Genomic DNA, 22,922 nt, shown 5'->3' with positions numbered 1-22,922 from the left:
ATGGGCTGGTGGCTGGTCGACGCGGAGACGCTGGTGGCGAGCCGTTTCGTCGTCTCCCCGCTGGCCGAGGCCGTCGCGGCACTGAAGCTGCTCGACCGGGGCACGGCCGCGCACCCCGGGGAGCGCGCCTGGCTGGGCGCGCACCTGGCGGCGTACCGGGAGCGGCTGGCCGCCGACCCGGTGACCGGGCTGCTGGTGCGCGCCGCCCTGGGGCGCGCCTGGAACGCGGACTTCCTGACCCCCACGCCCAGCGGCGAGGGCAGCCCGGGCTTCGAGGAGGAGCTGACGCGGATCCGGGAGACCCCGCCGGAGGCCGCCCGTGAGCATCTGGCGGTGTCGCTGGGCGGACCGCTCCCGGGGCGGCTTCGCCGCGCGGACCTGCCGGAGCGTGCGGCGGACGTCGTCGCCTGGGTGTGGACGCACACGGTGCTGCCGGACTGGCCGCGCCGCCGACGGGTCATCGAGGCCGACATCGTGGCACGCACCGCCCAGTTGGGCCGGGGCGGCTGGGCGGAGGCGCTGGACGACATGCGCCGGGGGATGCGCTGGCTCGGTGAGGGCCGGTTGCAGATCAACACGCGGGAGTACCCGCCGCGCGACCTGTCCGGCGCCCGGCTGATGTTCGTGCCCGTCACCCCACGCACCGGCTGGGTGTCCTGGGACGAGCACGTACGGTACGCGGTGGTGTACCCGTGCTCGGGGGCGCTGGCCGAGGCGGGGCGGCAGCCGGTCCCCGAGGCGCTGGGCGCGCTGCTCGGTCCGGCGCGCGCCGCGGTCCTGGTGCTGCTCGCGACCCCGATGAGCACGACGCAACTGGTGGCCCTGACCGGCCAGGGGCTCGGCTCGGTGGGACGTCATCTGAGGGTGCTGCTCGACGCCCGTCTGGTGCGGCGGCGGCGCGCGGGGCGTTCCGTGCTCTACTACCGGACGGAGACCGGCGACGCCCTGGTCGCGGCCCAGCAGGACGGCTGAGGGAAGGAGCACCGGGCATGGTCCACAGACCCGCGCCGTTCGACGAGCTCGACCGCAAGATCGTCGCGGCCCTGATCGTGAACGCCAGGACGAGCTTCGCGGAGATCGGCGCGGACATCGGCCTGTCGGCGACGGCCGTCAAGCGGCGGGTGGACCGGCTGCGCGAGTCCGGGATCATCACGGGTTTCACCGCCACCGTCCGGCCCGCCGCGCTGGGCTGGCGTACGGAGGCGTACGTGGAGGTGTACTGCGAGGGCGCGGCGCCGCCCCGGCGGCTGGCCGAGGTCGTCAGGAACCACCCGGAGATCACGGCGGCCATGACGGTGACGGGCGGCGCGGACGCCCTGCTGCACGTGCGGGCCACCGACGTCGAGCACTTCGAGGAGGTCCTGGAGCGGATCAGGACCGAGCCCTTCATCCGGAAGACGATCAGCTACATGGTGCTGTCGCACCTGCTGCCGGAGAGCCCGGAGGCGGGGGCGGGACGGTCCGCCGCGGAAAGCGCAACGGACCTGCGCTGACGGGTCCTTCGACGCAGCATCGCTGCGCCTGTGCGCAGCGTCCCGATCTTGTCGCCCGCGGCCTGTGCTTCCTACCGTTGAGCCATCCCCTGGCCGTCCCGCAGGAAGCGGAGGAGTTCGCCGTGCCCGAGAACCGTGTGGCCCGCCCCCGGCGTTATCTGGTCTGCCCGCCCGAATACTTCGACGTGCGCTACGCGATCAACCCTTGGATGCGGGAGGGCGTGCGGGTCGACACCGCGCTCGCCCGGGAGCAGTGGGCCGCGCTGGTGCGGACCTACCGGGAGCACGGCCACACGGTGGAGTCCGTCGGGCCGGTCGCGGGGCTGCCGGACATGGTGTTCGCCGCCAACTCGGCGCTGGTGGTGGAGGGGCGGGTGTTCGGCTCGTCGTTCCACGCGCCCGAGCGGCGCCCGGAGGCCGACGAGTACGCGGCCTGGTTCAAGTCGGCGGGTTTCGAGGTGCACCGCCCGGCGTCGGTCTGCGAGGGCGAGGGCGACCTGGTGCCGGTCGGCGGGTTCGTCCTGGCGGGTACGGGCTTCCGCACGGTCCGGGCGGCGCACCACGAGGTGCAGGAGTTCTTCGGCGTGCCGACGATCGGCCTGCAGTTGACGGACCCGCGCTTCTACCACCTGGACACCGCGCTGTTCGTCCTGGACGACGGGGCCGGCGGCGGCGAGGCGAACATCGCGTACCACCCGGAGGCCTTCTCCCCCGGCAGCCGTGAGGTGCTGCGCCGGATGTTCCCGGACGCGGTCGTCGCCACCACGGACGACGCGCTGGCGTTCGGCCTCAACTCGGTGTCGGACGGGCGGCACGTGTTCGTGGCGCCCGCGGCGACGGGGCTGGTCGAACAACTCGCCGGGCGGGGCTACGTGCCCGTCCCCGTCGACCTCACGGAGTTCCACAAGGCCGGCGGGGGCATCAAGTGCTGCACGCAGGAGCTCCGCCCGGCGGTCTGACGTCCGTGGTCCCTGCCCGGGTGACGGCCCGGGATGAGCGCCCGGGACGAGGGCCCTGGACGACGCCCCGGGGTCACTGCCCGGGCAGCGACCGGTTGAACAGCCGTACCTGCCCGCGGGCGATGGTCCGGCCCTCGGCGTCCGTGATCACCACCAGCCACAGCTGCAGGCTCCGGCCCTGCTGCAGGGGTGTGCCGCGGACGTCGAGGCGGCCCTTGACGTACGGGAGCAGGAAGTCGGTCTGGTTGCTCACGCCGACGGCGAACCGGCCCTCGGAGCGCACCGCGTGGGAGGCGCCGACGCTCGCCACGCTCTCGATGACCGTGGCGTGGAGGCCGCCGTGGGTGATCCCCCACGGGGTGTGGTGCTCCTCGGTGACCTCCAGGTGGGCGGTGACCTCCTGCGCGCTGATCGCGTCGAAGCGCAGCCCGACGGCGCGCAGGAAGGCGCCTGCGGCCTCCGGGCCGAGGGCGGGGCCGGTCGTCTCCGTCATCGTGACTCTCCTGTTCGTCCTGGACGTGCCCGGGATCAGTGGGCCTGCGGGGCGGGACGGTTGGCGATGAGCGCGAGGGCCGCGACGGCGGCGACCGCCAGGCCGACGCCCGGGATGAGCACGGCCAGGTGCAGGGCTCCGGTGAAGGCGTCGCCGACGGCCGAGGTGACGGTGTCGCGGAGCGCCGCCGGCAGCGTGGAGCCCTGGGCTCCGGTGCCGACGGCCTGGGTCACCTGCTCGGCGATGCCGGACGGGACGCCCCGGTCGGCGAGTTCGCCCGGCAGCCGGGAGGCGAGGCCGCTGGTCAGCACGGTGCCCGTGACGGTCGCCCCGAGCGTGCCGCCGACCTGACGGAAGAGGTTGACGGTGCCGCTGGCCATGCCGCCGTCGGTGTGCGGCACGCTGATGACGGCCACGGCCGTGCTCGGCGGCAGGACCAGGCCCGCACCGGCCCCGAACATCGCCATCAGCACCGCGAGCACGGGTATGGACGCGGTGGGGGTCTGGGCGGTCATCAGCAGCGCCCCGGCCGCGGCGAGCGCCGCGCCCGCGCCGAGGGTGGCCTTGAAGCCGATCCGGCGCGCGATCCCCGCGGCGACGTAGCTGACCAGCACGTAGGAACCCATGATCGGCAGCAGCAGGAGTCCCGCGTCGAGGATGGACTCGTGCCGGATCCGCTCGAAGTACAGCACCTGGGCGAAGGCGGTGGCCACGAAGGCGTACTGGGCGATCATCGCGACGACGTTGGCCGTGGCGAAGGAGCGGCCGCGGAAGAGCCCGAGCTTCAGCATGGGCGTACGGGTGCGCGCCTCGTGCACGACGAAGGCGACGAGCGCCGCGGCCGCGACGGCGAAGGCCGTGATCGCCTTGGCCGTGCCGAAGCCGGTGTGGCCGCCCTCGATCAGGCCGTAGTTCAGCGCGCCGATGGACGCGACCGCGAGCACCAGGCCCGGCGGGTCGAGGTGGCGTCCGGCCTGCCGGCTCTCGGTGACGAATCGGGGCGTGAGGACCAGCACCAGGACGGCGAGGACCACGTTGACCAGGAACACCGCGTGCCAGGACCAGTGCTCCAGGATCAGCCCGGCGGCCACGGGGCCGAAGGCGAGGCCGATGCCGGAGACGGCGACCCAGATGCCGACGGCCCGGGTGCGGGCGTGCGGCTCGGCGAACATGTGCGTCACCAGGGACAGGCTGTTCGGCAGGATCGCGGCGCCGCCGAGGCCCATGAGGGCCTGGCCGGCGATGACGCCCGCGGCGCCGGAGGCCAGGGAGGTGACCAGGCTGCCCACGCCGAGCAGCAGCATGCCGAGGGCGAACACGCGGCGCCGGCCGAAGCGGTCGCCGACGGTGCCGGCGGCGAGCACGAAGCTGGCGACCATCATCGAGTAGATGCCGGCGATCCACACGAACGCCGCACCCGACACCCGAAGGTCCTGTTGGAGCGGGGCGAGGACCGCGACGGTCTGGGTGATGTTCACGAACATCGCCATCTGGCCGAGGCTCGCGACGACGAAGCCGATCCAGCGCTTCCTCGACTCCCCCGGGTCCGTTGTCCTCGCGGTGGTCCCTGCTGTGGTCGCACCCACGGTCACGGCCTTGGCCGCGGCGGCGCTCGTGCTCGTCATGAACTGTTCCCTCCTGAGCTGAGTCCGCATTTCGAACCTAGCTGCGGAGCGAACGCTACCAGCCCTAAGTTCTTTCCGCGAACTCAGGTAGGATCCGGACCATGGAATACCTCGACCAGGACGTCTCCAACTGCTCCGTCGGCCGTGCCATCGGCCTCGTGGGCGACTCCTGGGTGCTGCTGGTCCTTCGCGAGGTCACTCGCGGGGTCAGGCGCTTCAGCGACATCCAGGAGCACCTGGGCGTGTCCCGCTCGGTGCTGACCGACCGGCTGAACGGCCTGGTCGCCCAGGGGCTGCTCGAACAGCGCGCGTACCGGGAGCCCGGCGCCCGGAGCCGCTCCGAGTACGTGCTCACCGAGAAGGGCCGCGACCTGTACCCCCTGATCACCGCCCTGCGGCAGTGGGGCGACAAGTACCTCGCCGACCCCGAGGGGCCCTCCCTCCTGACCACCCACCACGACTGCGGCGCGCCCGTCCGGGCCCGGCTGGTCTGCGACGAGGGCCATGTGATCGACGCCCCGGAAGAGGTCGACCGCCACCCCGGCCCCAGCGCCCGGCCCCGCCCCACCGCGGGCGCGACGGCCTGAGACCGGCCGCGCGGCACCCGGGGCGGGGGCGGGGCGCCCGGGGCGGGGGCGTTCAGGCGCCCGCGGCGAACGCGTCGACGCCGGTCAGCTCCGCGGACAGCCGCCACAGGCGCGCGGCCTGCTCGGGGTCGGTGGCATGGTCGCGGACCCCGCCGGTGAGCCCGTCCGCGTCCTCGGTGAGGCGTTCCGCCACGTCGCAGTCCTCGCAGTAGAGACCGCCCCTGCCGGCGAGCATCGGTGACGTGGCGGCCCAGACCTGGGTCGCCGCGCCCTGCTGCGGTGTCTTGAGCGCCGGATCGGCGGGGTTGCCCTCCGCGTCGATCCAGCCCGCGGCGACCCTCTCCTCCAGCGGGACGTGACGGGCCAGGTCCGTGAGGATCACGCCCGGGTGCACCGAGAACGCCCGTACACCCGCCTCCCGGCCCAGCCGGTCCAGCTCGACGGCGAACAGCGCGTTCGCCGTCTTCGCCTGCCCGTACGCCGCCCACTTGTCGTAGCCGCGCTCGAACATGACGTCGTCCCAGCGGATGCCCGAAAGCTGATGGCCCTGCGAGGACACCGAGACCACGCGCCCACCGCGCCTGGCGAGCGCCGGCCACAGCCGGTTGACCAGGGCGTGGTGCCCGAGGTGGTTGGTGGCGAACTGCGCCTCCCGGCCCGGGCCCACCCGGGTCTCCGGGCAGGCCATGATCCCGGCGTTGCCGATCAGCAGGTCGATGCCGCGGCCGGAGGCGAGGAAGCGCTCGGAGAAGCCGCGGACGCTGTCGAGGTCGGCAAGGTCGAGCGCGTCCGCCTCCGTTCCGCCGATCCCCGCGAGGGCCTCCCTGGCCACTTCGGGACGCCGGGCGGCCACCACGACGTGGGCGCCCGCGCCGGCGAGGGCGCGTGTGGTCTCCCGTCCGAGGCCCGCGTGACCACCGGTGACGACGGCGAGCTTCCCGGTGAGGTCGATCCCGCGCAGCACCTCCCGCGCGGTCGTGCGGGCACCGAATCCGGTTCCGATCCTGGTCTGAGCTGTCATGCCCCCATGCTCGGAGCTGGAGTGCGCTCCAGGGCAAGTGCGCGCTCAGCCGCGCGGCGGCACCGTGCTGTCGCGGACGACGAGTGCCGGCGTCGGCTGGGCCACGTCGCGGGCCGGGCGGCCGCCGAGCAGGCAGACCAGTTCCGCCGCCGCACGCCGCCCGAAGGCCGTCGCGTCGCGGTCCAGGGCGGTCAGGCGCGGATGCGTGGCCCGGCAGAGCGCCGAGTCCTCCCAGGCGACGACCGACAGGTCGCGCGGTACGGACAGGCCCATGCCGAGGGCCACACCGGCGCCCGCGACCGCCATCACGTCGTTGTCGTAGATGATCGCGGTGGGCGGCTCGGGGCCGGCCAGCGCGAGGCGGGTGGCCTCGGCGCCCTGGCCCTCGGAGTAGTCGGTGGTGACGGAGCGGACGCCGGACATCCCCAGGCGCGCGGCCCCGGCCCGCAGCGAGCCGATGCGGCGCGTGGTGTGCGCCAGGCCGGCCAGGCCCGCGACGTGTACGACACGGCGGTGGCCCAGCCCCGCCAGGTGCTCGACGATCGCGCCCATGGCGGCCGCGTCGTCCACCCGGACGGTGGAGATCACCGGGTACGCGACCGGCTCGTGCGGTTCACGGTCGACGTCGCGGCCGCCGACCACGACGGCGGGCAGGCCCAGGGCGTCCAGGAGGGCCGGCCGGGGATCGCCGATCCGCGGGTCCACGACGATGACCCCGTCGACCCGCTGCTCGGCCCACCACCTGCGGTAGACCGCGCACTCCTCCTCGGCGTCCGCCACCACCCGGAAGAGCAGGCCGAGGTGGCGTTCCGACAGCACCTCCTGGATGCCCGAGACGAGCTGGAGGAAGAACGACTCGATGCCCAGCGAGCTCGCCGGGCGGGCGAGCACCAGGCCCACGGTGGCGGCGCCCTCCCCCGACAGGGCCCGCGCGGCCGTGCTGGCCCGCCAGCCGAGCTGGTCGGCGACCCGGCGCACACGCCGGCGGGTGGTCTCGGAGACCCCGGGGCGGTCGTTGAGGGCGAAGGACACGGCGCTCTCGGAGACACCCGCCCGCCGGGCGATGTCCTTCATCGTGGGGCGCCGGGCGGGGACGCGCCGGCCGGTCCGGGCAGCCGGCGGCGGCTCCACCGGTGGCTCGTGCGCCGCGATCGTGGGCCCCCTCGGATCGTCCGCCTGACGTCGTACGCGCCGGGCCCCGGGCGGCGCGACGCGGGGACCAGTATCCCCCAGCCCGGGAGGGTTGGGCACTAAAGCGCTTGAGCGGCTCGGTTCTAAAGCGCATTAGCGCTCACGCCCGAATTCCCTTCGCACACCGCTGACCTGCGACTTCATGACCCCAAGGCGTAGGTGAGAGAGGCGAGTTGACTTTCCCGTAGCGCGGTGTCACCTTGTCGTGGGCGCCGGCGGCGACTCCCCCAGCCGCGCCGATCACGGGACGGACATCCCCCGACCGCCCCGCGACCACCGGTTCCGCCGCCGCGCGCCCACCCCAGCTCGTACGATCACGGGAACCGCCATGACACCGCGCTTCGGCGTCAACTACACGCCCAGTCAGGGCTGGTTCCACCACTGGCTCGACTTCGACCTCGACGCCGTCCGCGCCGATCTGGAGTCCATCGCCCGCCTCGGCCTGGACCACATCCGGGTCTTCCCGCTGTGGCCGCTGTTCCAGCCCAACCGCACCCTGATCCGGCCGCGCGCCGTGGAGCAGCTGGTCGCGCTGGTCGACGCCGCAGCCGAGCACGGCCTGGACGTCAACGTGGACGGGCTGCAGGGCCACCTGTCGAGCTTCGACTTCCTGCCCTCCTGGACGGCCACCTGGCACCGCCGGAACATCTTCACCGACCCGGACGTCGTCGCCGCCGAGGCCGAGTACCTGCGCACGCTCGCCGCCGCGCTCGCCGACCGGCCCAACTTCCTCGGCATGACCGTGGGCAACGAGATCAACCAGTTCTCCGGCCCGCCGCACCCGGACCCGGACCCCATCGGCCCGGCCGAGGCGGAGGCCTGGCTGCGCCTGATGCTCGACGCGTGCGAGCGCGGCGCCCCCGGCAAGCTCCACCTGCACGCCGAGTACGACGCCGCCTGGTACCAGGACGACCACGCCTTCACCCCCGCGCAGGCCGCCCGCCTCGGCTTCGCGACCGCGGTCCACTCCTGGGTCTTCAACGGAACGGCTCAGCGCCACGGCCACGCGGGCGTGGCCACCGAGCACCACGCCGCCTACCTGATCGAGCTGTCGAAGGCCTGGGCCACCGATCCGCACCGCCCGGTCTGGCTCCAGGAGGTCGGCGCCCCCGCGCCGGTGGTGCCGCCCGAGCACGCGGCGGCGTTCGCCACCGCCACCGTCGCGGGCGCCCTGGACTGCGAGGACGTCTGGGGGGTGACCTGGTGGTGCTCGCACGACGTCGCCCGGTCCCTCGCCGACTTCCCCGAACTCGAGTACACCCTCGGGCTCCTCACCAACGACCGTGAGGTCAAGCCGGCGGGCACCGCCGTGGCCCGCGCCGTGGCGGAGCTGCGCGACCGGGGGTACGCGCCGCGGCCGCGGACGACCGCGCTCGTCATCGACGTGGGCGACGCTCTGACGGCGCCCCACCGGGCCGGATGCGCCCCCGGCGGCGAGGTGTTCGAGGCCTGGGCCGCGCTGACCGCCCGGGGCGTACGGCCCGCCCTGGTGCTCGCCGACCGGGCGGCGGACGCGGCGCACCTGGCCGCCCGCGGCATCACCGAGGTCGTCACACCCGCCCAGGCCCGCTGAGCCCCCCTTGCCCCGTCCCCCGGCGGGCCCCCGGGCACGGGTCCCGCACCCGTGCCCGGGGGCTCGGGGACGTCACCGGCCGCATCTCCGGCAACCCTTTCCCGGGGACGCCGTGGCCTGACAGACTCGTCCGGTGACCGAATTCGACCTGCTCGTCATCGGATCCGGCCCGGGTGGCCAGAAGGCCGCCATCGCCGCGGCCAAGCTGGGCCGCCGGGTCGCCGTCGTCGACCGCCCCGACATGGTCGGCGGGGTCTCCATCCACTCCGGCACCATCCCGTCGAAGACGCTTCGCGAGGCCGTGCTCTACCTGACCGGGCTCACCCAGCGGGACCTGTACGGCCAGAGCTACCGCCTCAAGGAGGACATCACCATCGCGGACCTCACCGCGCGCACCCAGCACGTGGTGAGCCGCGAGGTGGACGTGATCCGCAGTCAGCTCTCCCGCAACCGCGTCACCATGCTCACCGGGACCGGCCGCTTCATGGACGACCACACGGTCGCCGTGGAGGACCCCTCCGGCCGCGAGGTGCTGGTCACCGCCGGGAACATCGTCATCGCCACCGGGACCCGCCCGGCGCGACCGTCGACCGTGGAGTTCGACGACCGCACGGTGATGGACTCCGACAGCGTGCTCAACCTGGACCGGGTCCCGCGCTCCATGGTCATCGTCGGCGCCGGCGTCATCGGCATCGAGTACGCCTCGATGTTCGCCGCGCTGGGCAGCAAGGTGACGGTGGTCGAACAGCGTGACGGGATGCTGGACTTCTGCGACGTCGAGGTGGTCGAGGCGCTCAAGTACCACCTGCGGGACCTCGCCGTCACCTTCCGCTTCGGCGAGACGGTGGCGGCCGTGGAGCGGCATGCGACGGGCGCGCTGACCGTCCTGCAGAGCGGGAAGAAGATCCCCGCGGACGCCGTCATGTACTCGGCCGGGCGGCAGGGCCTCACCGACGCCCTCGACCTCGGCAAGGCGGGCCTCACCGCGGACAAGCGGGGCCGGATATCCGTGGACGAGCACTACCGCACCTCCGTGCCGCACATCTACGCCGTCGGCGACGTCATCGGCTTCCCGGCGCTCGCGGCCACCTCCATGGAGCAGGGCAGGCTCGCCGCGTACCACGCCTGCGGCGAACCGGTGAACGCGATGCACGGCCTGCAGCCGATCGGCATCTACACGATCCCGGAGATCAGCTTCGTCGGCCGCACGGAGGACCAGCTCACTGACGACAACGTGCCCTTCGAGGTGGGCATCTCGCGCTACCGCGAGCTGGCCCGCGGCCAGATCATCGGCGACTCGCACGGCATGCTGAAGCTGCTGGTGTCGACGGAGGACCGCACGCTGCTCGGCGTCCACTGCTTCGGCACCGGTGCCACGGAGCTGCTGCACATCGGCCAGGCGGTGATGGGCTGCGGCGGCACGGTCGACTACCTGGTCGACGCCGTGTTCAACTACCCGACCCTCGCCGAGTCGTACAAGGTGGCCGCCCTCGACGCCACCAACAAGCTCCGCCAGATCAACCGCCTCACCGGCTGACGCCGGGCCGTCGTGTGCGGGGTGCCCCGGGCCGGGGCGCCCCGCACCGGTACCACCCGTTCGGAGGGGGAGCGGCGAGGGCGCTGCGTGGCAGCCTCCCGAGAGGGGCGAAGAACGCGTCCCCCGTGATCCCCGAGGGAGTACCCGCCATGGCCACCAGGAAGAACCTCCGGGCCGACCGGACGAGCCTCACCCACAAGGTCGGCTACGCCCTCCGGCACCCCACGCGGGTCGCCGGGTACGCGCGCCGGGCCGCTCGGGACCGCTGGCTCGCGCATCGGCACCGCGACCACGTGGCGTACTACCGGGCCGTCATGGCCAGCGACACCGCGCGGGACCCCGAGGCCGCCGTCGGCAGCGGCAGCCACGACCGCTGGCTGGCGCTGGGCGCGATGCAGTTCGACTACCTGCGCGAGCACGGCCTGTCGCCCCGGCACCGGCTGCTGGACATCGGGTGCGGCAACCTGCGGGCGGGCTGGCGTCTCATCGAGCACCTCGACGCCGGCCACTACTACGGCATCGACATCTCCCCCGACATCCTGATCGCCGCCAAGCGCACCGTGACCGCGCAGGGCCTGCAGCGCAAGCTGCCGTACCTCACGCTCACCCACGACCTGACCTTCGACTTCCTGCCGGACCGCCACTTCGACGTGGTCCACGCGCACAGCGTCTTCTCCCACTCGCCCCTGGAGGTCATCGACGAGTGCCTGGCCCACGTGGCGCGGATCCTGGCCCCGGGCGGGTGGTTCGACTTCACGTTCGACCGCACCGAGGGGAAGGAACACCACGTGCTGCGCGAGGACTTCTACTACCGCACCGAGACGCTGGTCGGTCTGGCCGCCCGGCACGAGCTGCGCGCCCGCTTCATGGACGACTGGGAGCTGCGCGGCCACGGGCAGTCGAAGATCCGCGTTTACGCGGGCTGAGCCGGGCCGGGACGCCCTCGGCCGTCGTCAGGGGGCCTCCGCGGCCTCCTGTTCGGCGCGCTTGCCGGCCACGTGCTCGACGAGGTCGCGCACGGTGCCCATCCGCTCGACCTCGTCGGCCAGCAGCATCACACCGACCTCGCGCTCGACGGCGTCGGCGGCACGCTGCTTGGCCCGGTCGCCCAGGCGCAACTGGGCGAAAGTCGTGTCCGGCCCGATCTCCTCCGGCGCCACGTCCGCGCATCCGGCGACCACCTTGCGCACGATCCCGGCGACGTCCTCGGTCATGTTCCCTCTCCCCTCCGGTGACTGCCCGATACGTCTACCCCGCTGGCGGCGGAGGACCGCACCGGTGCGCCGGGCCGTTCGGGGGAACGGCCGGTGTCGTGGTGCGGCGTGCCGGGGCGGGGCTCGTACGTTCGGCTGGCATGACGCGCCTTCCGTACGACCCCGCCCCCGCGCCCACCCGTCGCACCGCACTGGCCGGGCTCGCGGTAGGGGCCGGGGCCCTGGCGGCCGCCGGGTGTACGCCCTCGGGCGCCTCCCCCACGGGCCCGCCTTCGCCCGGCGGTCCGGGAACGGGGCCCGGGTCCGGGTCCGGGCGGACGTCGGCCACCGCTGCGGGTCCCGCGGGCGGTGCCGCCCCCGGGGTGATGGCCCTCTTCGACGACCCCGCCTACGACTTCAGCGCGCTGCTGGCCCTCGGTGCCTGCGGCTACGGCTCCGCAGAGGTCGGCGAGGTGCTCACCGCCGTGAACGCCGTCACCACGGCGGGGGTGTCGGCGCAGGCGTACACCCGCACCTTCAGGGAACTGGGCGACCGGCTGCTGACGACACCGAGGGGCAGCATGCCCGGGCGTCAGACGACACGGTTCCGGACGCTGCGGGCGGCCCAGTACTACGGCCAGGCGCTGTTCTTCGTCCTCGGCTCCGAGGACCCGGGCGACGAGGAGCGGCTCTACCGTGCCGGGCGCCGCGCCTGGGACGCCTTCTGCGAGCGCTGCGATCCGGCCCCGGTGACGGCGGGCGTGGCCTACGGGAGGACGCGGATGCCGGTGTGGTTCTTCCGGCCGGAAGGGGCGGAACGGCGGCGGCCCACCGTGATCCTGACCAACGGCAGCGACGGCCAGAACGTCGACATGTGGACCTACGGCGTGTCAGCGGCCCTGGACCGCGGCTGGAACGCGCTCGTCTACGACGGCCCGGGGCAGGGCCATGTGCTCTTCGTGGAGGAGGTCGTCTTCACCCCGCGCTGGGAGAAGGTCGTCACCCCGCTGGTGGACTGGCTGACCGCCCGCTCCGACGTGGACCCCGGCCGGATCGCCCTCACCGGGCTGAGCATGGGCGGCAACCTGGCGCCCCGGGCGGCGGCCTTCGAGCACCGGATCGCCGCCCTGGTGGCGATGCCCGGCTGCGTGTCCCCCTGGCTGGCCTTCCCCCGGGAGGTGAGGGAGATCCTCACCGCCGACAAGGAACGGACCAACGCCCTCTGGAACAAGGAGGTCGTCCCGGCGCTGAGCCCGTCCGAGGCGGCGACGCTCAAGAAGCGCTTCGAACCCTTCTCGGCCCCGGCGATGACCGAGGCGCGGGAGGGCAGGATGTTCACCGACTTCTTCACCCCCGCCCGGCTCATCGCCTCACTGGACGTCAGCGATGTGCTGGACCGGATCAAGGCGCCCACTCTGGTGCTGGACTACGAGTTCGAGCAGTTCTACCCGGGGCAGCCGCGCCGGCTGTACGACGGGCTCACCGCCCCCAAGGACTACGTGAAACTGACGGCGGCCACCGGGGCGCAGCTGCACTGCTCCCCGATGGCCCCCCAGCAGCACTGCGAGGTCGTCTTCGACTGGCTGCAGGACACGCTCTCGGTGCGCTGACCGGGGGGCGTGGCGACCGGCCGCCCCGTACGGCGGTCACGGCACGCGCGGCCGGCCCGGCACATAGGGCGCGAGGATGTCGGCCACGGTGCGGTTGCGTGGCGTGGGGACGCCCAGTTCGCGGCCGAGGTCGGCGACGCCTGCGCTGAGCCAGGGCAGTTCCAGGCGGTTGCCCTGCTCCAGGTCGTTGTGCATGGAGGAGGTCATCGTGGCGGGCAGCGTGTCGCAGAAGGCCAGTTGCTCGTCGACGTAGGACTCGTCGAGGTGCACGCCCGAGGCCCGGCCGACGGCGACGACCTCCGCCATGACGTCCCGCAGCAGCGACCGCGTCGCGGGATCGGCGCGGACGACGCCGATCGGCTGGCGCACGGCCGAAGTGGTGCCCGACAGGCCCGTGAGGAACACGAACTTCTGCCACACGACCCGCGCGATGTCGGCGCTGACCTCCGCGTCGACTCCGGCCTTCTCGCACACCTCTCGGAACTCCTCCGCCCGGGCGGCCCCCTCCCCGTCGTACGGGCCGAAGACCAGCTTCTGCATCGTCCCGCGGTGGGAGACGACGCCGGGTTCCTCGATGACGGCGGAGATGTAGCAGACCCCGCCCCACACGGCCTCGGGCGGCAGGTGCCGGCGCAGGACCGTGTCCTTCCGGACGCCGTTCTGGAGGGAGATCACCCGCGCGCCCGCCTCGGCGAGTCCGCGCAGCCGGGTGGCGACGTCCTCGGTGTCCCACAGCTTGACCGCGACCAGCACGACGTCGGCGGGACCGACGTCGCCGATGTCCGGCACGAACTGGTCGGCCGGTGCCCGGAACTCCCCCAGCGGGCTGCGGACGGCCAGCCCGCCGTTGGCCCGGATCGCCTCCAGATGCCGACCGCGGGCGACGAAGGTGACCTCGTTGCCCGCCTCCGCGAGGCGGGTGCCGAAGTAGCCCCCCACTCCGCCCGCTCCCACGACCGCGATGCGCATGGCGTGCTCCCTTCCCGGCCCGGCCTGACCGATGGCTTGGTAACCGTCTTCAAGGTTACTATGAACCCATGAGCGAGCGCGCACCGGCCACGGGGACCCCGGCCACTCCCCGCACCCGCGTCACGGCCAAGGTCCGTGCGCTGCGCTTCGACGCGGGCTCCCTCTCGCTCGACCTCGTCGCCACCGTCGGCCGCCGTCCCGGCACCCCCGTGGAGCGGCTCGGCGATCACGACCGCCTCCGCGACTGGTGCGGCGGCGTAGGACTGACCCTGCGGGACGGGGAGGACGCCACGGCCCTGCTCGACGCACTCCACGAGCTGCGCGCCGCCGCCACCGACGTCGCCACCGCGGTCGTCGACGGCCGCACGCCGCGAGCGGAGTGCGTGGGCCTGCTCAACGACCTGGCCCGCGTCGAGCCGCCCGCGCCCCTCCTCCGCGTCGACGCCCACGGGCGTCCGAGTGCCGGGACGGAACCGCTGTCGGCCGCCCAGTTGCTCTCCGCCGTCGCCCGGGACCTGATCGCGCTGGTCACCGAGCCGCGCCTGCGGGACCGGCTGCGCACCTGCGCCGCGGAGATCTGCGGCATGCTCTACCTCGACCCCGGCAACGGGAAGCCGCGCAAGTGGTGCTCCATGGAGCGCTGCGGCAACAACGCGAAGGCCGCGCGGCACCGGCACCGTGCCTCCGCGCCCACTCCGTAGCCCCACCGCCTGGGCCCTGTCGTCAAAGTCCCTCCCCCAGCCTTCGGCCGGGGGAGTTGTCGAATCGTCCGAGTAGCCCACTACGAGGACGACTCTCCGCCTTGCGATGCACCGCACCTGGGGGCACCTCCCAGCGGAGCTGGGGGAACCGCGGGGCCCGCCCTCCGGGCGGTGGGGGCACCTCCCGGCGGTAGCTGGGGGAGCTACTTTGACGACAGGGCCTACGGCGACACCGGCTGGGCGAAGGCGGCGATGAAATGGCCGAGGTCACGCCGGTGCGAACTGGACGGCCACACCGCCCAGGTCCTGCGGACCAGGGGATCTCCCACCAGGGGCGACCACACCACCGTTTCGGGCATCGGCTGCGCCCAGTTCGGCGGGGCCAGCGCGAACGCCCGCCCGGTGATCACGGCCGCCAGCTTCACCTCCGCGATCAGCGGCTCCCCCGCGCCCGCCTCGGGACCCACGTCCAGCCCGTGGCTGCGCAGCACCGAGGTCAGCTCGTCCCACCACGCGGGGCTCCCGGCGCGGGGGAAGCCCACCCACTCCAGCCCCGCCAGGCACTCCAGGGGGACTCCGTGCGGTCCGGCGAGTTCGGCCGCCTGGTCGGCCGCGAGCAGCACCCCGAGGTTCTCCCGGACCACCAGCATCGCGTCGAACTCGGGCCCGGCCGGGCGCTCACGCGTCAGGCCGACGTCGAGCTCGTCCGCGTGCAGCGCCTCCAGCTGGGCCGCCGTGGACAGATGACGGGCCTGCACCCGGGTGTCGGGGTAGGCCCGGGACAACTCGGTGAGCACGGGGGTCAGCAGGTCGGGCGGCAGCTCCAGCGGGATGCCCAGCCGCAGGGTGCCCCCGCCCTGCGCCGTCAGGGCCGCCATCGTCCGCACGGCCTGGTCGTGGCGCGCGAGCACGGCGCGCGCCTCGGAGAGCAGGACCGCCCCGGCCTCCGTCGTCCGTACGCCGGAACTGGACCGCACCAGGAGTTTGACGCCGAGTTGACGCTCCAGCGCGGTGACGGTCTGCGACAGCGCCGACTGGCTCACGTGCAGCCGCCGCGCCGCGGCGGACATCCCGCCCTCCTCCGCCACGGCGACGAAGACACGCAGCTCCCGCAGTTCCATCCGGCCATCCCAGCACGCGGATCCGGAAGGACGTCCCGACAGGCCAGGCGATTTCCCGATCGGGGAACACGCCGACCCCTGGGGGTGATTCGCCGGGCCGACCGGCCCCCGGGATGTTTCCCGGGGGCCGCCACCGATCAGCGCGCGGCGGCCATCAGCGGCAGCACGTTCACCAAAGAGTCGCCGCCCGCGTAGCGGGCCAGCTGCTGCGCGATGAAGGCGAGGGAGGTGGGCGTGAAGGCGTCGGTGAAGGCCCCGACGTGCGGGGTGATGAGGACACCGGGCAGGTACCAGAGCGGGTGACCGCTGGGCAGCGGCTCGGGCGCGGTGACGTCCAGGGCGGCGCGCAGCCGCCCGCGGCCGGCTTCCCGCACCAGCGCCCGCGTGTCGACGAGTTCCCCCCTGGCCACGTTGACCAGGACGGCCCCGTCCTTCATCAGGGCCAGGCGCGAGCCGTCCATCAGGTCGCGGGTCTCGTCCGTCAGGGGCGCGCACAGCACGACGGCGTCGGCGGAGGGGAGCAGCCCGGGCAGGTCCGCGAACCCGTGCACGTGCCCGTCCGCGGTGTCGCGCGCGGTACGTGCGAGCCGGACCACCCGGCAGCCGAACGGGGCGAGCCGGGCGGCCACGGCCCTTCCGACCGCGCCCTGGCCGACGATCAGGACCTCCTTGCCGGACAACGTGGGGAAGACGCGGGGCTGCCACTGCCCCAGGGCGTGCCGGCGGGAGAAGTCGTCGAGACCGCGCCCCGCGGCCAGCAGCAGCGTCACCGCCAGCTCGGCCGTGGCCTCGCCGTGCACGCCGTTGGCCGTGGCGACGCGGGTGCCGGAGGGAAGCAGTCCCAGGAAGGGGGCGAGGTAGTCGTGCCCGGAGCTGAGGACCTGGAGGACCTCCAGCCGCTCGGCGTGGGGCAGCAGCCGGTCGAGGATCCGGTGCTGCTTGGCCGGGACGGGCGGGACGACGACGAACCGTACGTCCCGGGGATCGGAGGGGAAGGCCGAGAGGCCGTCCCAGAAGTGGTACGAGAGGCCGTCGGGCAGCGGACCGGCGAATTCACCGGACCGATAGGGGAGCCAGACCGCGCGGCTTTCTTGCATGATTCGCTGTGCTTTTCTGTGGAGCTCGGAGAACGGGCGTGCCACGCCGGGTGCCCCGGGGCTCCGTCCTTCAGAGCAGGGGCCCTTCCGTCGCGGACGGACGGGTCCGCGGGCCCGGAGAATCTGACATCGTTGTCAGGACGTGAACCTCCCGAACGCTAGCACACCTGACGAAAGGGCCATTGGCGGCGAGCGGCAGGAAACGGCGGTGCGTCAACAAAAGGTGAATTCCTTTCCCGGGAAAGGCAAAGACGCCAGTCATCGACCGCCCTCGGGGAGCGCATGCGTCCTCCCGGCCGCGCGGAGCGGCGAAGCGGAGCGGCGAACCGTCAGGCCGCGGCGAGGCATCCCCCCGGTGCCCCGCCGCGGCGCTTCCGGCCCCCGTTCCCCCGTCCCACGGCGTCCGGTCTGCGGGACGCCGTACGGCGGAAGTCACATGGGCGCGGAGATCAGCGCCCAGACGGACTTGCCCGCCTCGTCGGGCGGTGTCCACCCCCAGGACTCGCTGAGCGAGTCGATGATGTGCAGCCCCCGCCCGGTCTCGGCGAACCAGTCCGGTTCCTTCACCACCGGGACGCCCGTGCCGGGGTCGGCGACCGTACAGAGCACGGACTCGTCGCGGCGGAGCAGGCCCAGCCAGACCGGCCGGCTAGACAACGGCGCGTATGCCGGGTCGTCGAGGCCGTAGCGCACGGCGTTGGTCAGCATCTCCGACACCACGATCGAGGCGGTGTCGACGATCGCGAGCATCCCCCAGTTGCTCAGGGTGGCACGCGTGAACTGCCGTGCGGAACCTGCGGCATGGAGGTCACCGCTCAGGCCGCAGGCGGCAAAGCGTGACCCTGAGTCCTCGGTCAGGCCGTAGTCGAGGGGGATCGCCGGATGCGTGGTCATCGGGAACTCCGCAGAGCTGTCGGGCGGGGGGCGCGGTGCTGTCTGCGTCCACCACTATCCCCGCCGGATCCCTACCGGTGCAAGCACATCTGCAATTACAGTCGTAAGTGCAAGGGTAAGTACATCTGCACGTGCATCTGCACGTGCAGATGGCCCGTCAAGGAGGCGTAGCCATGCGGGAGTTCGACAACGGCGTACCGGCCACCGACATCGAGGGCGCGGTCTGGAGGAAGAGCGGCCGGAGCAACCCCAGCGGCAACTGCGTCGAGCTGGCGGCGCTGCCCGATGGGGGCTTCGCGATGCGCAACTCCCGCCACCCGGGCGGACCTGCGCTCATCTACACGCGCGCGGAGATCGAGGCCTTCCTCGGCGGCGTGAAGGACGGGGACTTCGATGACATGACGGGCTGACAAAACGTCGGCATGCCATAAGATGCGGCTGTATTCGGGCGCCACTCAGTGAGACACTGACGGTCCGCCCAGTCACCACGGGAGCCGGCATGACCGCGACGCGGCCGAGCAACGAACCGTCGATAAGGCGGTACCTGGAGCACCCGCGCGGTGGTCCGACGGTGCTGCGCATCGTGCTCGGCACCCAGCTGCGGAGGCTGAGGGAGTCCCGGGGCATCACCCGCGAAGCGGCGGGTGACGCGATCCGCGGCTCCCACGCCAAGATCAGCCGTCTTGAACTGGGCCGCGTCGGCTACAAGGAGCGTGACGTCGCCGACCTCCTCACCCTCTACGGCGTGACCGACGAGACCGAGCGCGCGGACTGCCTCAAGCTCGCCCACCAGGCCAACACCCCCGGCTGGTGGCACCGGTACGCCGATGTGCTCCCCGGCTGGTTCGAGACGCTCGTGGGCCTCGAGGAGGCCGCCTCCGTCATCCGTACGTACGAGGTGCAGTTCATCCCCGGGCTGCTGCAGACCGAGGAGTACGCCCGCGCCGTCATCCGGCTGGGGCACCCCAGGGCGTCCGGGGTCGAGGTCGAGCGTCGGGTCGCGCTGCGTATGGAGCGCCAGCACCTGCTGAACGGGCCCAACGCGCCCCGGCTGTGGGCGGTCGTGGACGAGGCGGCGCTGCGCCGTCCGATGGGCGGCGCCGAGGCGATGTCGCGCCAGCTGGAGCGGCTCATCGAGGCGGCCGCGATGCCGAACGTGACGCTGCAGGTGGCGCCGTTCAGCGTCGGCGGCCTCGCCACCGCCGGCGGACCGGTCACGATCCTGCGTTTCCTGGAGCCGGACCTGCCCGACATCGTCTACCTGGAGCAGCTCACCAGCTCGCTGTACCTGGACAAGCAGGACGACGTCGACAATTACCTGGCCGTCATGGACCGGCTCAGCGCCGAGGCCGAGCCCCCGGTCCGGACGCCGGACTTCCTGCGCGACTTCCTCAAGCAGCTGTCGTGAGCTGACGCGGGTCCCCGGGCCGGCCCTTCCGGCCCCGGGACCCCTGACGTCCTCAGGCCTTGTGGCCGACCCCGCCGAACTCGATCCACTCCTGGGTGGCCTGCCGGGGCGCAAGGTCGGTGTCGGGGCGCCAGGTGGACACCTCGACCAGCCCCGGCTCCAGGATCCGCAGACCGTCGAGGAAGCCCTCGACGTCGCTCTCCTGGCGGACCCGGCCCCAGTTGCCCTGGGTGCTGGCGTCCATGAACTCGGTGACGAAGTCGCGCACCGCCTTGTCCTCGCTGACCAGCTGGCACACCACGAGGAAGCTGCCCGGCGCCAGCCGCTCCGCGACGCGCCTGACCAGGCCCGCCGGGTCGTCCTCGTCGGGGATGCAGTGCAGCACCGAGACGAAGAGGGCGGCGACCGGCTGGCTGAAGTCGATCAGCCGCTCCACCTCGGAGTGGCCGAAGATGCCGTCGGTGTCACGGAAGTCGGCCTGGATGACGGCCGTGTTCTCGTTCTCCTCCAGCAGCGCACGGCCGTGCGCCAGCACGATCGGGTCGTTGTCGACGTAGACGACGCGCGCGGCCGGGTCGACGCGCTGGGCGACCTGGTGGACGTTGTCCTGCGTCGGCAGGCCGGACCCGTGGTCCAGGAACTGGCGTATCCCGTACTCGCGGGCGAGCACGCCCACGACGCGCTGCAGGAACCTGCGGTTGTTGACCGCGAGTTCCTTGGTGCTCGGGACGACCTTGAGCAGCTCCTCGGAGGCCTCACGGTCGATGGCGTAGTTGTCCTTGCCGCCGAGCAGGAAGTCGTACATCCGGGCGACGCTGGGAATCCCGGTGTCGATCGTGGTCGGCAGCGGCTCTCGCTCCTGGCTCATCCGGCCCTCACAGTCCTGCCCACGCCCTGAACGCGGGGTGATCGCGGAATCCCATTCTAGGCTCAAGTCACCTTGTCGCCCTGCGGTTTCACCCATGGGAAGTGAATTGATCGCCAACATGTTTGACTCCTGAAACACCATCAGTCACCGCGCTACCGGACTTATCCCCCTCCCTTCCGGGGCACCGCCTGTACGCTGAGGTGGTCCGGCCACCCTGCAGGAACGGGACTGACCCCATGGAGCTCGTCTTCGCCGGCCGTGTGATCGAGTGGCGCGGACCGTCGCCGTACTACTTCGCGACCGTTCCGGAGGAGGAGTCCGAGCACATCCGCGAGGTGGCCGCGATGGCCACCTACGGCTGGGGCGTCATCCCCGTCAAGGCCCGCATCGGCGACACCACGTTCACGACGTCGCTCTTCCCCAAGGACGGCGGTTACCTGCTGCCGCTGAAGGTCGCCGTGCGCAGGCCCCAGGGCATCGCGGCAGGGGACGACGTGACGGTGGAGATGACGGTCCGCCTCTGAGGTGACGGCGCCCACGCGGTTCAGTCCAATTGCGCGCGGGCCGCCGTCAGGAACGCCAGCTGCGGCTCGCGCACGTGGTCGTGCAACGGCACCTCGGTGTACGCGTACTCGCGCCACAGCACCTGGTCTACCGCGGTCCCGTAGGCCCGGGCACGCCGGTGGAACTCGGCCGGGAAGACGACCGCGATCATCCGTTCGCACACCCACAGCCGGTCGATCAGCCCCAGGGCCGCCGCCGCCACTCCGGCCTCGCGGCCGCCTCCCAGTCCCGTGCGTCCTCCCGCTGCTCGGCCAGGCGTATCGCCTGCTGGGCCAGGTCGGTGAACTCCCGCAGCAGCTCGAGCCGTTCCGTCCGCCGCGCCTCCGCCACGTCCGCCTCCCGGCGCATGGCCTCGCTCCGGCCGGCCTGCCGGCCCGCGGTGATCTGGGCCAGGAAGGAGAAGCGCCCCCGAGCGCGACACCGAGCAATGACGTCCACACCTGCGCTTCCACGGCGCACACCCAACCAAGCCGCCACCGGTCGGCGCAGGCCGTACGCTCCGTTCCACGCGAAACGTGGACAACGCCCCCGGCACCGCGGCAGACTGCGGCCGTGCGATCACGAACCCTGGGCATGTGGTGGGGCACCGCCATGGAGGCACCGGATCCCGCCGCCCTCGCGGCGTTCTACGCCGAGCTGCTCGGGTGGCCCGTCGTGCACGAGGAACCGGGCACGTCCGTCGTCGCCGCGCCCGAAGGTCCGGCCTACCTCGTGTTCCAGCAGGCCACCGGCTACCGGACCCCCACGTGGCCGCCCGCCGACGGCGACCAGCGGCCCATGATGCACTTCGACTTCCAGGTCGGCGACCTCGACACCGCCGTCGCCGACGCGGTCGCGCTCGGCGCCTCGCTCGCCGGCCACCAACCCCAGGAGAACGTCCGCGTCCTCCTCGACCCGGCCGGCCACCCCTTCTGCCTCTGCCTGGACGAGGGTTAGGCCGTCAGGTGTCCGGTCCGCCCACGGTCGCCCAGGTGGCCCGGGGGAGGTTCGGTGACGAGGACGTTTGCAGGGGCGGCAGGATTCGAACCTGCGGCGTGCGGGTTTGGAGTCCGCTGCTCTGGCCGGGCTGAGCTACACCCCTTCGGTGGCTCCACCTTGACATGTGCGGCAGTGGGCGGGCCACGCAATTTCCGGGGTGGCGAAGGCCGGTCAGACGCCCGGGTGTTCATAGCAGTCGTGGTTGCGCCGGGCGGATACCCTCCTTCGGCCCCCTGGCCCTGGACACCGGCGCGCTCGCCCTGTTCGTCGGCTTCGCCGCCGCCGACGCCGTGCAGGACCGCCTCGCCGCCGACGGCTTCGGCGACCTGCGCCTCTCCCACGGCCACCTGTTCCGGCACCGAACGGAACCCGCCCCGGGTGACGCGCGGGTCCGCCTCGTACAGCTGACCGGGCGCGGGCGCGAGGCCGTCGCCGCGGCGTACCGCGCCCGGTCGGCACTGGAGGAACGCCTGCGTGAGCGCTGCGGGGCGGACCGGCCGGCGGAGGGGCGCGACCCGCACGCCACCCTGTTGGACGAGCTCGGCGGCGGCGTGGGTGGAGAGCGGTCTGCGGGCCCGGCGATGGAACCGTGCGGAGGTTCAGTGGCCGCTGGGGCGCTGTGCTTCGGTGCTGTACCGGGCGTGTCAGAAAGCATGCCTCCACCACCGATGGGTGGGCTGGCCGTAGGTGTCCAGGTATTGCCGTTGGATGATCGACTGGTCCAAGTGCTCGACGATGAGACGCAACTCGCGAGCCGTCTTGGAGGGAAGCGCATGCATCGCGCACTCCAGGATGTCCCGCTCATCAGCGGGCTCGGGACAGCAGTCGGGGTAGCCACAGCGATCGGCGAAGAGCGCAGGAAGCCGGCCCCGAGGGGCCCGCGCGACGCTCGACCAGCGTGAGAGTGCCTGCCCGATGAGCCCTGGACGCAGTCGCGTTCGTTCCAGCTGAATGATCCGTGCCTGGGCCGGCCCCGAGAGGCGACCGATCTTGGAGTAGCCGCCCATCCATGGGGCGAACACCCGGTTCTGCGCTCTTAG

At 72.8% G+C, this 22,922-nt stretch carries 25 protein-coding genes and 1 tRNA gene; 13 read left to right on the top strand and 13 right to left on the bottom strand.

Going from position 1 to position 22,922, the window contains the following annotated elements; genetic code table 11:
- The 3 genes from ACFV3E_RS23885 to ddaH all read left to right on the top strand — a co-directional run bounded on the left by ACFV3E_RS23885 (position 1) and on the right by ddaH (position 2,452).
- Positions 1-972, top strand: a complete 972-nt coding sequence (locus ACFV3E_RS23885; RefSeq protein WP_500536469.1) for a transcriptional regulator — start codon at positions 1-3, stop codon at positions 970-972.
- A gap of 17 nt (positions 973-989) precedes the next feature.
- Entirely contained in the window at positions 990-1,493 is a 504-nt protein-coding gene (locus tag ACFV3E_RS23880) for an Lrp/AsnC family transcriptional regulator (RefSeq protein WP_500536468.1), read from the top strand.
- Positions 1,494-1,615: 122 nt separating this feature from the next.
- Entirely contained in the window at positions 1,616-2,452 is an 837-nt protein-coding gene (ddaH, locus tag ACFV3E_RS23875; protein WP_500536467.1) for a dimethylargininase, read from the top strand.
- Between the two features lie 73 nt (positions 2,453-2,525).
- Here ddaH and ACFV3E_RS23870 read toward each other — a convergent pair whose 3' ends face one another.
- Both ACFV3E_RS23870 and ACFV3E_RS23865 read right to left on the bottom strand, forming a co-directional pair.
- Positions 2,526-2,945, bottom strand: coding sequence for a PaaI family thioesterase (locus tag ACFV3E_RS23870; protein WP_500536466.1), 420 nt, complete (start codon positions 2,943-2,945; stop codon positions 2,526-2,528).
- 35 nt (positions 2,946-2,980) lie between these two features.
- Positions 2,981-4,570, bottom strand: a complete 1,590-nt coding sequence (locus ACFV3E_RS23865; protein WP_500536465.1) for an MFS transporter — start codon at positions 4,568-4,570, stop codon at positions 2,981-2,983.
- A gap of 101 nt (positions 4,571-4,671) precedes the next feature.
- Here ACFV3E_RS23865 and ACFV3E_RS23860 point away from each other — a divergent pair, with 101 nt between their 5' ends.
- Positions 4,672-5,157, top strand: a complete 486-nt coding sequence (locus tag ACFV3E_RS23860) for a winged helix-turn-helix transcriptional regulator (protein ID WP_500536464.1) — start codon at positions 4,672-4,674, stop codon at positions 5,155-5,157.
- A gap of 52 nt (positions 5,158-5,209) precedes the next feature.
- Here ACFV3E_RS23860 and ACFV3E_RS23855 read toward each other — a convergent pair whose 3' ends face one another.
- Positions 5,210-6,178 carry an SDR family NAD(P)-dependent oxidoreductase gene (locus tag ACFV3E_RS23855; RefSeq protein WP_500536463.1) on the bottom strand — a complete coding sequence of 323 codons (969 nt, stop codon included), beginning with the start codon at positions 6,176-6,178 and terminating at the stop codon, positions 5,210-5,212.
- A gap of 45 nt (positions 6,179-6,223) precedes the next feature.
- Positions 6,224-7,252 (bottom strand): LacI family DNA-binding transcriptional regulator, encoded by a 1,029-nt coding sequence (locus ACFV3E_RS23850; protein WP_500536462.1) that lies wholly within the window; start codon positions 7,250-7,252, stop codon positions 6,224-6,226.
- A gap of 445 nt (positions 7,253-7,697) precedes the next feature.
- Here ACFV3E_RS23850 and ACFV3E_RS23845 point away from each other — a divergent pair, with 445 nt between their 5' ends.
- The 3 genes from ACFV3E_RS23845 (at position 7,698) to ACFV3E_RS23835 (ending at position 11,405) form a co-directional block, all read left to right on the top strand.
- Entirely contained in the window at positions 7,698-8,942 is a 1,245-nt protein-coding gene (locus tag ACFV3E_RS23845) for a glycoside hydrolase 5 family protein (RefSeq protein ID WP_500536461.1), read from the top strand.
- A 133-nt stretch (positions 8,943-9,075) separates the two neighbouring features.
- Positions 9,076-10,479, top strand: a complete 1,404-nt coding sequence (gene sthA / locus ACFV3E_RS23840; protein ID WP_499509511.1) for a Si-specific NAD(P)(+) transhydrogenase — start codon at positions 9,076-9,078, stop codon at positions 10,477-10,479.
- Positions 10,480-10,628: 149 nt separating this feature from the next.
- The gene (locus tag ACFV3E_RS23835; protein ID WP_500371796.1) at positions 10,629-11,405 is read left to right on the top strand and encodes a class I SAM-dependent methyltransferase; all 777 of its coding nucleotides are present in this window, start codon (positions 10,629-10,631) and stop codon (positions 11,403-11,405) included.
- A gap of 27 nt (positions 11,406-11,432) precedes the next feature.
- Here the strand turns inward: ACFV3E_RS23835 and ACFV3E_RS23830 are convergent, their stop codons facing one another.
- Positions 11,433-11,693, bottom strand: coding sequence for an acyl carrier protein (locus ACFV3E_RS23830; protein ID WP_500371795.1), 261 nt, complete (start codon positions 11,691-11,693; stop codon positions 11,433-11,435).
- Between the two features lie 140 nt (positions 11,694-11,833).
- Between ACFV3E_RS23830 and ACFV3E_RS23825 the strand changes: the two genes are divergently transcribed.
- Positions 11,834-13,282, top strand: coding sequence for an alpha/beta hydrolase family protein (locus ACFV3E_RS23825; RefSeq protein ID WP_500536460.1), 1,449 nt, complete (start codon positions 11,834-11,836; stop codon positions 13,280-13,282).
- A 36-nt stretch (positions 13,283-13,318) separates the two neighbouring features.
- Here ACFV3E_RS23825 and ACFV3E_RS23820 read toward each other — a convergent pair whose 3' ends face one another.
- Positions 13,319-14,251: a 2-dehydropantoate 2-reductase gene (locus ACFV3E_RS23820; protein WP_500536459.1), complete on the bottom strand. Its 933-nt coding sequence runs from the start codon at positions 14,249-14,251 to the stop codon at positions 13,319-13,321.
- A 68-nt stretch (positions 14,252-14,319) separates the two neighbouring features.
- Here ACFV3E_RS23820 and ACFV3E_RS23815 point away from each other — a divergent pair, with 68 nt between their 5' ends.
- Entirely contained in the window at positions 14,320-14,952 is a 633-nt protein-coding gene (locus ACFV3E_RS23815) for a CGNR zinc finger domain-containing protein (protein ID WP_500536458.1), read from the top strand.
- A gap of 221 nt (positions 14,953-15,173) precedes the next feature.
- On the opposite strand, the gene ACFV3E_RS23810 is transcribed toward ACFV3E_RS23815, so the two are convergent.
- The 3 genes from ACFV3E_RS23810 to ACFV3E_RS23800 all read right to left on the bottom strand — a co-directional run bounded on the left by ACFV3E_RS23810 (position 15,174) and on the right by ACFV3E_RS23800 (position 18,064).
- Entirely contained in the window at positions 15,174-16,073 is a 900-nt protein-coding gene (locus ACFV3E_RS23810) for a LysR family transcriptional regulator (RefSeq protein WP_500536457.1), read from the bottom strand.
- 137 nt (positions 16,074-16,210) lie between these two features.
- Positions 16,211-17,170 (bottom strand): NAD(P)-dependent oxidoreductase, encoded by a 960-nt coding sequence (locus ACFV3E_RS23805; protein ID WP_500536456.1) that lies wholly within the window; start codon positions 17,168-17,170, stop codon positions 16,211-16,213.
- Between the two features lie 432 nt (positions 17,171-17,602).
- Positions 17,603-18,064 (bottom strand): ATP-binding protein, encoded by a 462-nt coding sequence (locus ACFV3E_RS23800; protein WP_499509520.1) that lies wholly within the window; start codon positions 18,062-18,064, stop codon positions 17,603-17,605.
- Between the two features lie 173 nt (positions 18,065-18,237).
- Between ACFV3E_RS23800 and ACFV3E_RS23795 the strand changes: the two genes are divergently transcribed.
- Entirely contained in the window at positions 18,238-18,474 is a 237-nt protein-coding gene (locus tag ACFV3E_RS23795; protein WP_500536455.1) for a DUF397 domain-containing protein, read from the top strand.
- Positions 18,475-18,563: 89 nt separating this feature from the next.
- A complete protein-coding gene (locus ACFV3E_RS23790; protein ID WP_500536454.1) occupies positions 18,564-19,472 on the top strand; it encodes a Sco1979 family transcriptional regulator in 909 nt (302 codons plus the stop codon).
- 52 nt (positions 19,473-19,524) lie between these two features.
- On the opposite strand, the gene ACFV3E_RS23785 is transcribed toward ACFV3E_RS23790, so the two are convergent.
- Complete coding sequence (locus tag ACFV3E_RS23785; protein ID WP_500536453.1) at positions 19,525-20,340, bottom strand: SAM-dependent methyltransferase; 816 nt, start codon at positions 20,338-20,340, stop codon at positions 19,525-19,527.
- Positions 20,341-20,576: 236 nt separating this feature from the next.
- Between ACFV3E_RS23785 and ACFV3E_RS23780 the strand changes: the two genes are divergently transcribed.
- On the top strand, positions 20,577-20,864 hold the full coding sequence (locus ACFV3E_RS23780; protein ID WP_500536452.1) for a DUF1905 domain-containing protein: 288 nt from the start codon (positions 20,577-20,579) through the stop codon (positions 20,862-20,864).
- 20 nt (positions 20,865-20,884) lie between these two features.
- Here the strand turns inward: ACFV3E_RS23780 and ACFV3E_RS23775 are convergent, their stop codons facing one another.
- Complete coding sequence (locus ACFV3E_RS23775; protein ID WP_500536451.1) at positions 20,885-21,106, bottom strand: hypothetical protein; 222 nt, start codon at positions 21,104-21,106, stop codon at positions 20,885-20,887.
- Positions 21,082-21,342 (bottom strand): hypothetical protein, encoded by a 261-nt coding sequence (locus tag ACFV3E_RS23770; protein ID WP_500536450.1) that lies wholly within the window; start codon positions 21,340-21,342, stop codon positions 21,082-21,084. Before ACFV3E_RS23770 ends, ACFV3E_RS23775 begins: the two co-directional genes overlap by 25 nt.
- Before the next feature lie 114 nt (positions 21,343-21,456).
- On the opposite strand from ACFV3E_RS23770, the gene ACFV3E_RS23765 reads away from it, so the two are divergent.
- Positions 21,457-21,840 carry a VOC family protein gene (locus ACFV3E_RS23765; protein ID WP_500536449.1) on the top strand — a complete coding sequence of 128 codons (384 nt, stop codon included), beginning with the start codon at positions 21,457-21,459 and terminating at the stop codon, positions 21,838-21,840.
- A gap of 70 nt (positions 21,841-21,910) precedes the next feature.
- Here ACFV3E_RS23765 and ACFV3E_RS23760 read toward each other — a convergent pair.
- Positions 21,911-21,985: transfer RNA gene (locus ACFV3E_RS23760), tRNA-Trp, on the bottom strand.
- Positions 21,986-22,922: the final 937 nt, after the last annotated feature.

Origin of the sequence: Streptomyces sp. NPDC059718 (genome assembly GCF_042733315.1) — a bacterium.
Classification (GTDB): domain Bacteria; phylum Actinomycetota; class Actinomycetes; order Streptomycetales; family Streptomycetaceae; genus Actinacidiphila.
The sequence above is the reverse complement of the archived record's forward strand: the minus strand, read 5'-3'. Positions and strand labels throughout refer to the sequence as shown.

What these genes read in the sequence shown, in the direction of transcription:
- ACFV3E_RS23885 (WP_500536469.1), top strand. Translation starts at nt 1, where the DNA reads ATGGGCTGGTGGCTGGTCGACGCGGAGACGCTGGTGGCGAGCCGTTTC.
- ACFV3E_RS23880 (WP_500536468.1), top strand. Translation starts at nt 990, where the DNA reads ATGGTCCACAGACCCGCGCCGTTCGACGAGCTCGACCGCAAGATCGTC.
- ACFV3E_RS23870 (WP_500536466.1), bottom strand. Translation starts at nt 2,945, where the DNA reads ATGACGGAGACGACCGGCCCCGCCCTCGGCCCGGAGGCCGCAGGCGCC.
- ACFV3E_RS23865 (WP_500536465.1), bottom strand. Translation starts at nt 4,570, where the DNA reads ATGACGAGCACGAGCGCCGCCGCGGCCAAGGCCGTGACCGTGGGTGCG.
- ACFV3E_RS23860 (WP_500536464.1), top strand. Translation starts at nt 4,672, where the DNA reads ATGGAATACCTCGACCAGGACGTCTCCAACTGCTCCGTCGGCCGTGCC.
- ACFV3E_RS23855 (WP_500536463.1), bottom strand. Translation starts at nt 6,178, where the DNA reads ATGACAGCTCAGACCAGGATCGGAACCGGATTCGGTGCCCGCACGACC.
- ACFV3E_RS23850 (WP_500536462.1), bottom strand. Translation starts at nt 7,252, where the DNA reads ATGAAGGACATCGCCCGGCGGGCGGGTGTCTCCGAGAGCGCCGTGTCC.
- ACFV3E_RS23845 (WP_500536461.1), top strand. Translation starts at nt 7,698, where the DNA reads ATGACACCGCGCTTCGGCGTCAACTACACGCCCAGTCAGGGCTGGTTC.
- ACFV3E_RS23835 (WP_500371796.1), top strand. Translation starts at nt 10,629, where the DNA reads ATGGCCACCAGGAAGAACCTCCGGGCCGACCGGACGAGCCTCACCCAC.
- ACFV3E_RS23830 (WP_500371795.1), bottom strand. Translation starts at nt 11,693, where the DNA reads ATGACCGAGGACGTCGCCGGGATCGTGCGCAAGGTGGTCGCCGGATGC.
- ACFV3E_RS23825 (WP_500536460.1), top strand. Translation starts at nt 11,834, where the DNA reads ATGACGCGCCTTCCGTACGACCCCGCCCCCGCGCCCACCCGTCGCACC.
- ACFV3E_RS23820 (WP_500536459.1), bottom strand. Translation starts at nt 14,251, where the DNA reads ATGCGCATCGCGGTCGTGGGAGCGGGCGGAGTGGGGGGCTACTTCGGC.
- ACFV3E_RS23815 (WP_500536458.1), top strand. Translation starts at nt 14,320, where the DNA reads ATGAGCGAGCGCGCACCGGCCACGGGGACCCCGGCCACTCCCCGCACC.
- ACFV3E_RS23810 (WP_500536457.1), bottom strand. Translation starts at nt 16,073, where the DNA reads ATGGAACTGCGGGAGCTGCGTGTCTTCGTCGCCGTGGCGGAGGAGGGC.
- ACFV3E_RS23805 (WP_500536456.1), bottom strand. Translation starts at nt 17,170, where the DNA reads ATGCAAGAAAGCCGCGCGGTCTGGCTCCCCTATCGGTCCGGTGAATTC.
- ACFV3E_RS23800 (WP_499509520.1), bottom strand. Translation starts at nt 18,064, where the DNA reads ATGACCACGCATCCGGCGATCCCCCTCGACTACGGCCTGACCGAGGAC.
- ACFV3E_RS23795 (WP_500536455.1), top strand. Translation starts at nt 18,238, where the DNA reads ATGCGGGAGTTCGACAACGGCGTACCGGCCACCGACATCGAGGGCGCG.
- ACFV3E_RS23790 (WP_500536454.1), top strand. Translation starts at nt 18,564, where the DNA reads ATGACCGCGACGCGGCCGAGCAACGAACCGTCGATAAGGCGGTACCTG.
- ACFV3E_RS23785 (WP_500536453.1), bottom strand. Translation starts at nt 20,340, where the DNA reads ATGAGCCAGGAGCGAGAGCCGCTGCCGACCACGATCGACACCGGGATT.
- ACFV3E_RS23780 (WP_500536452.1), top strand. Translation starts at nt 20,577, where the DNA reads ATGGAGCTCGTCTTCGCCGGCCGTGTGATCGAGTGGCGCGGACCGTCG.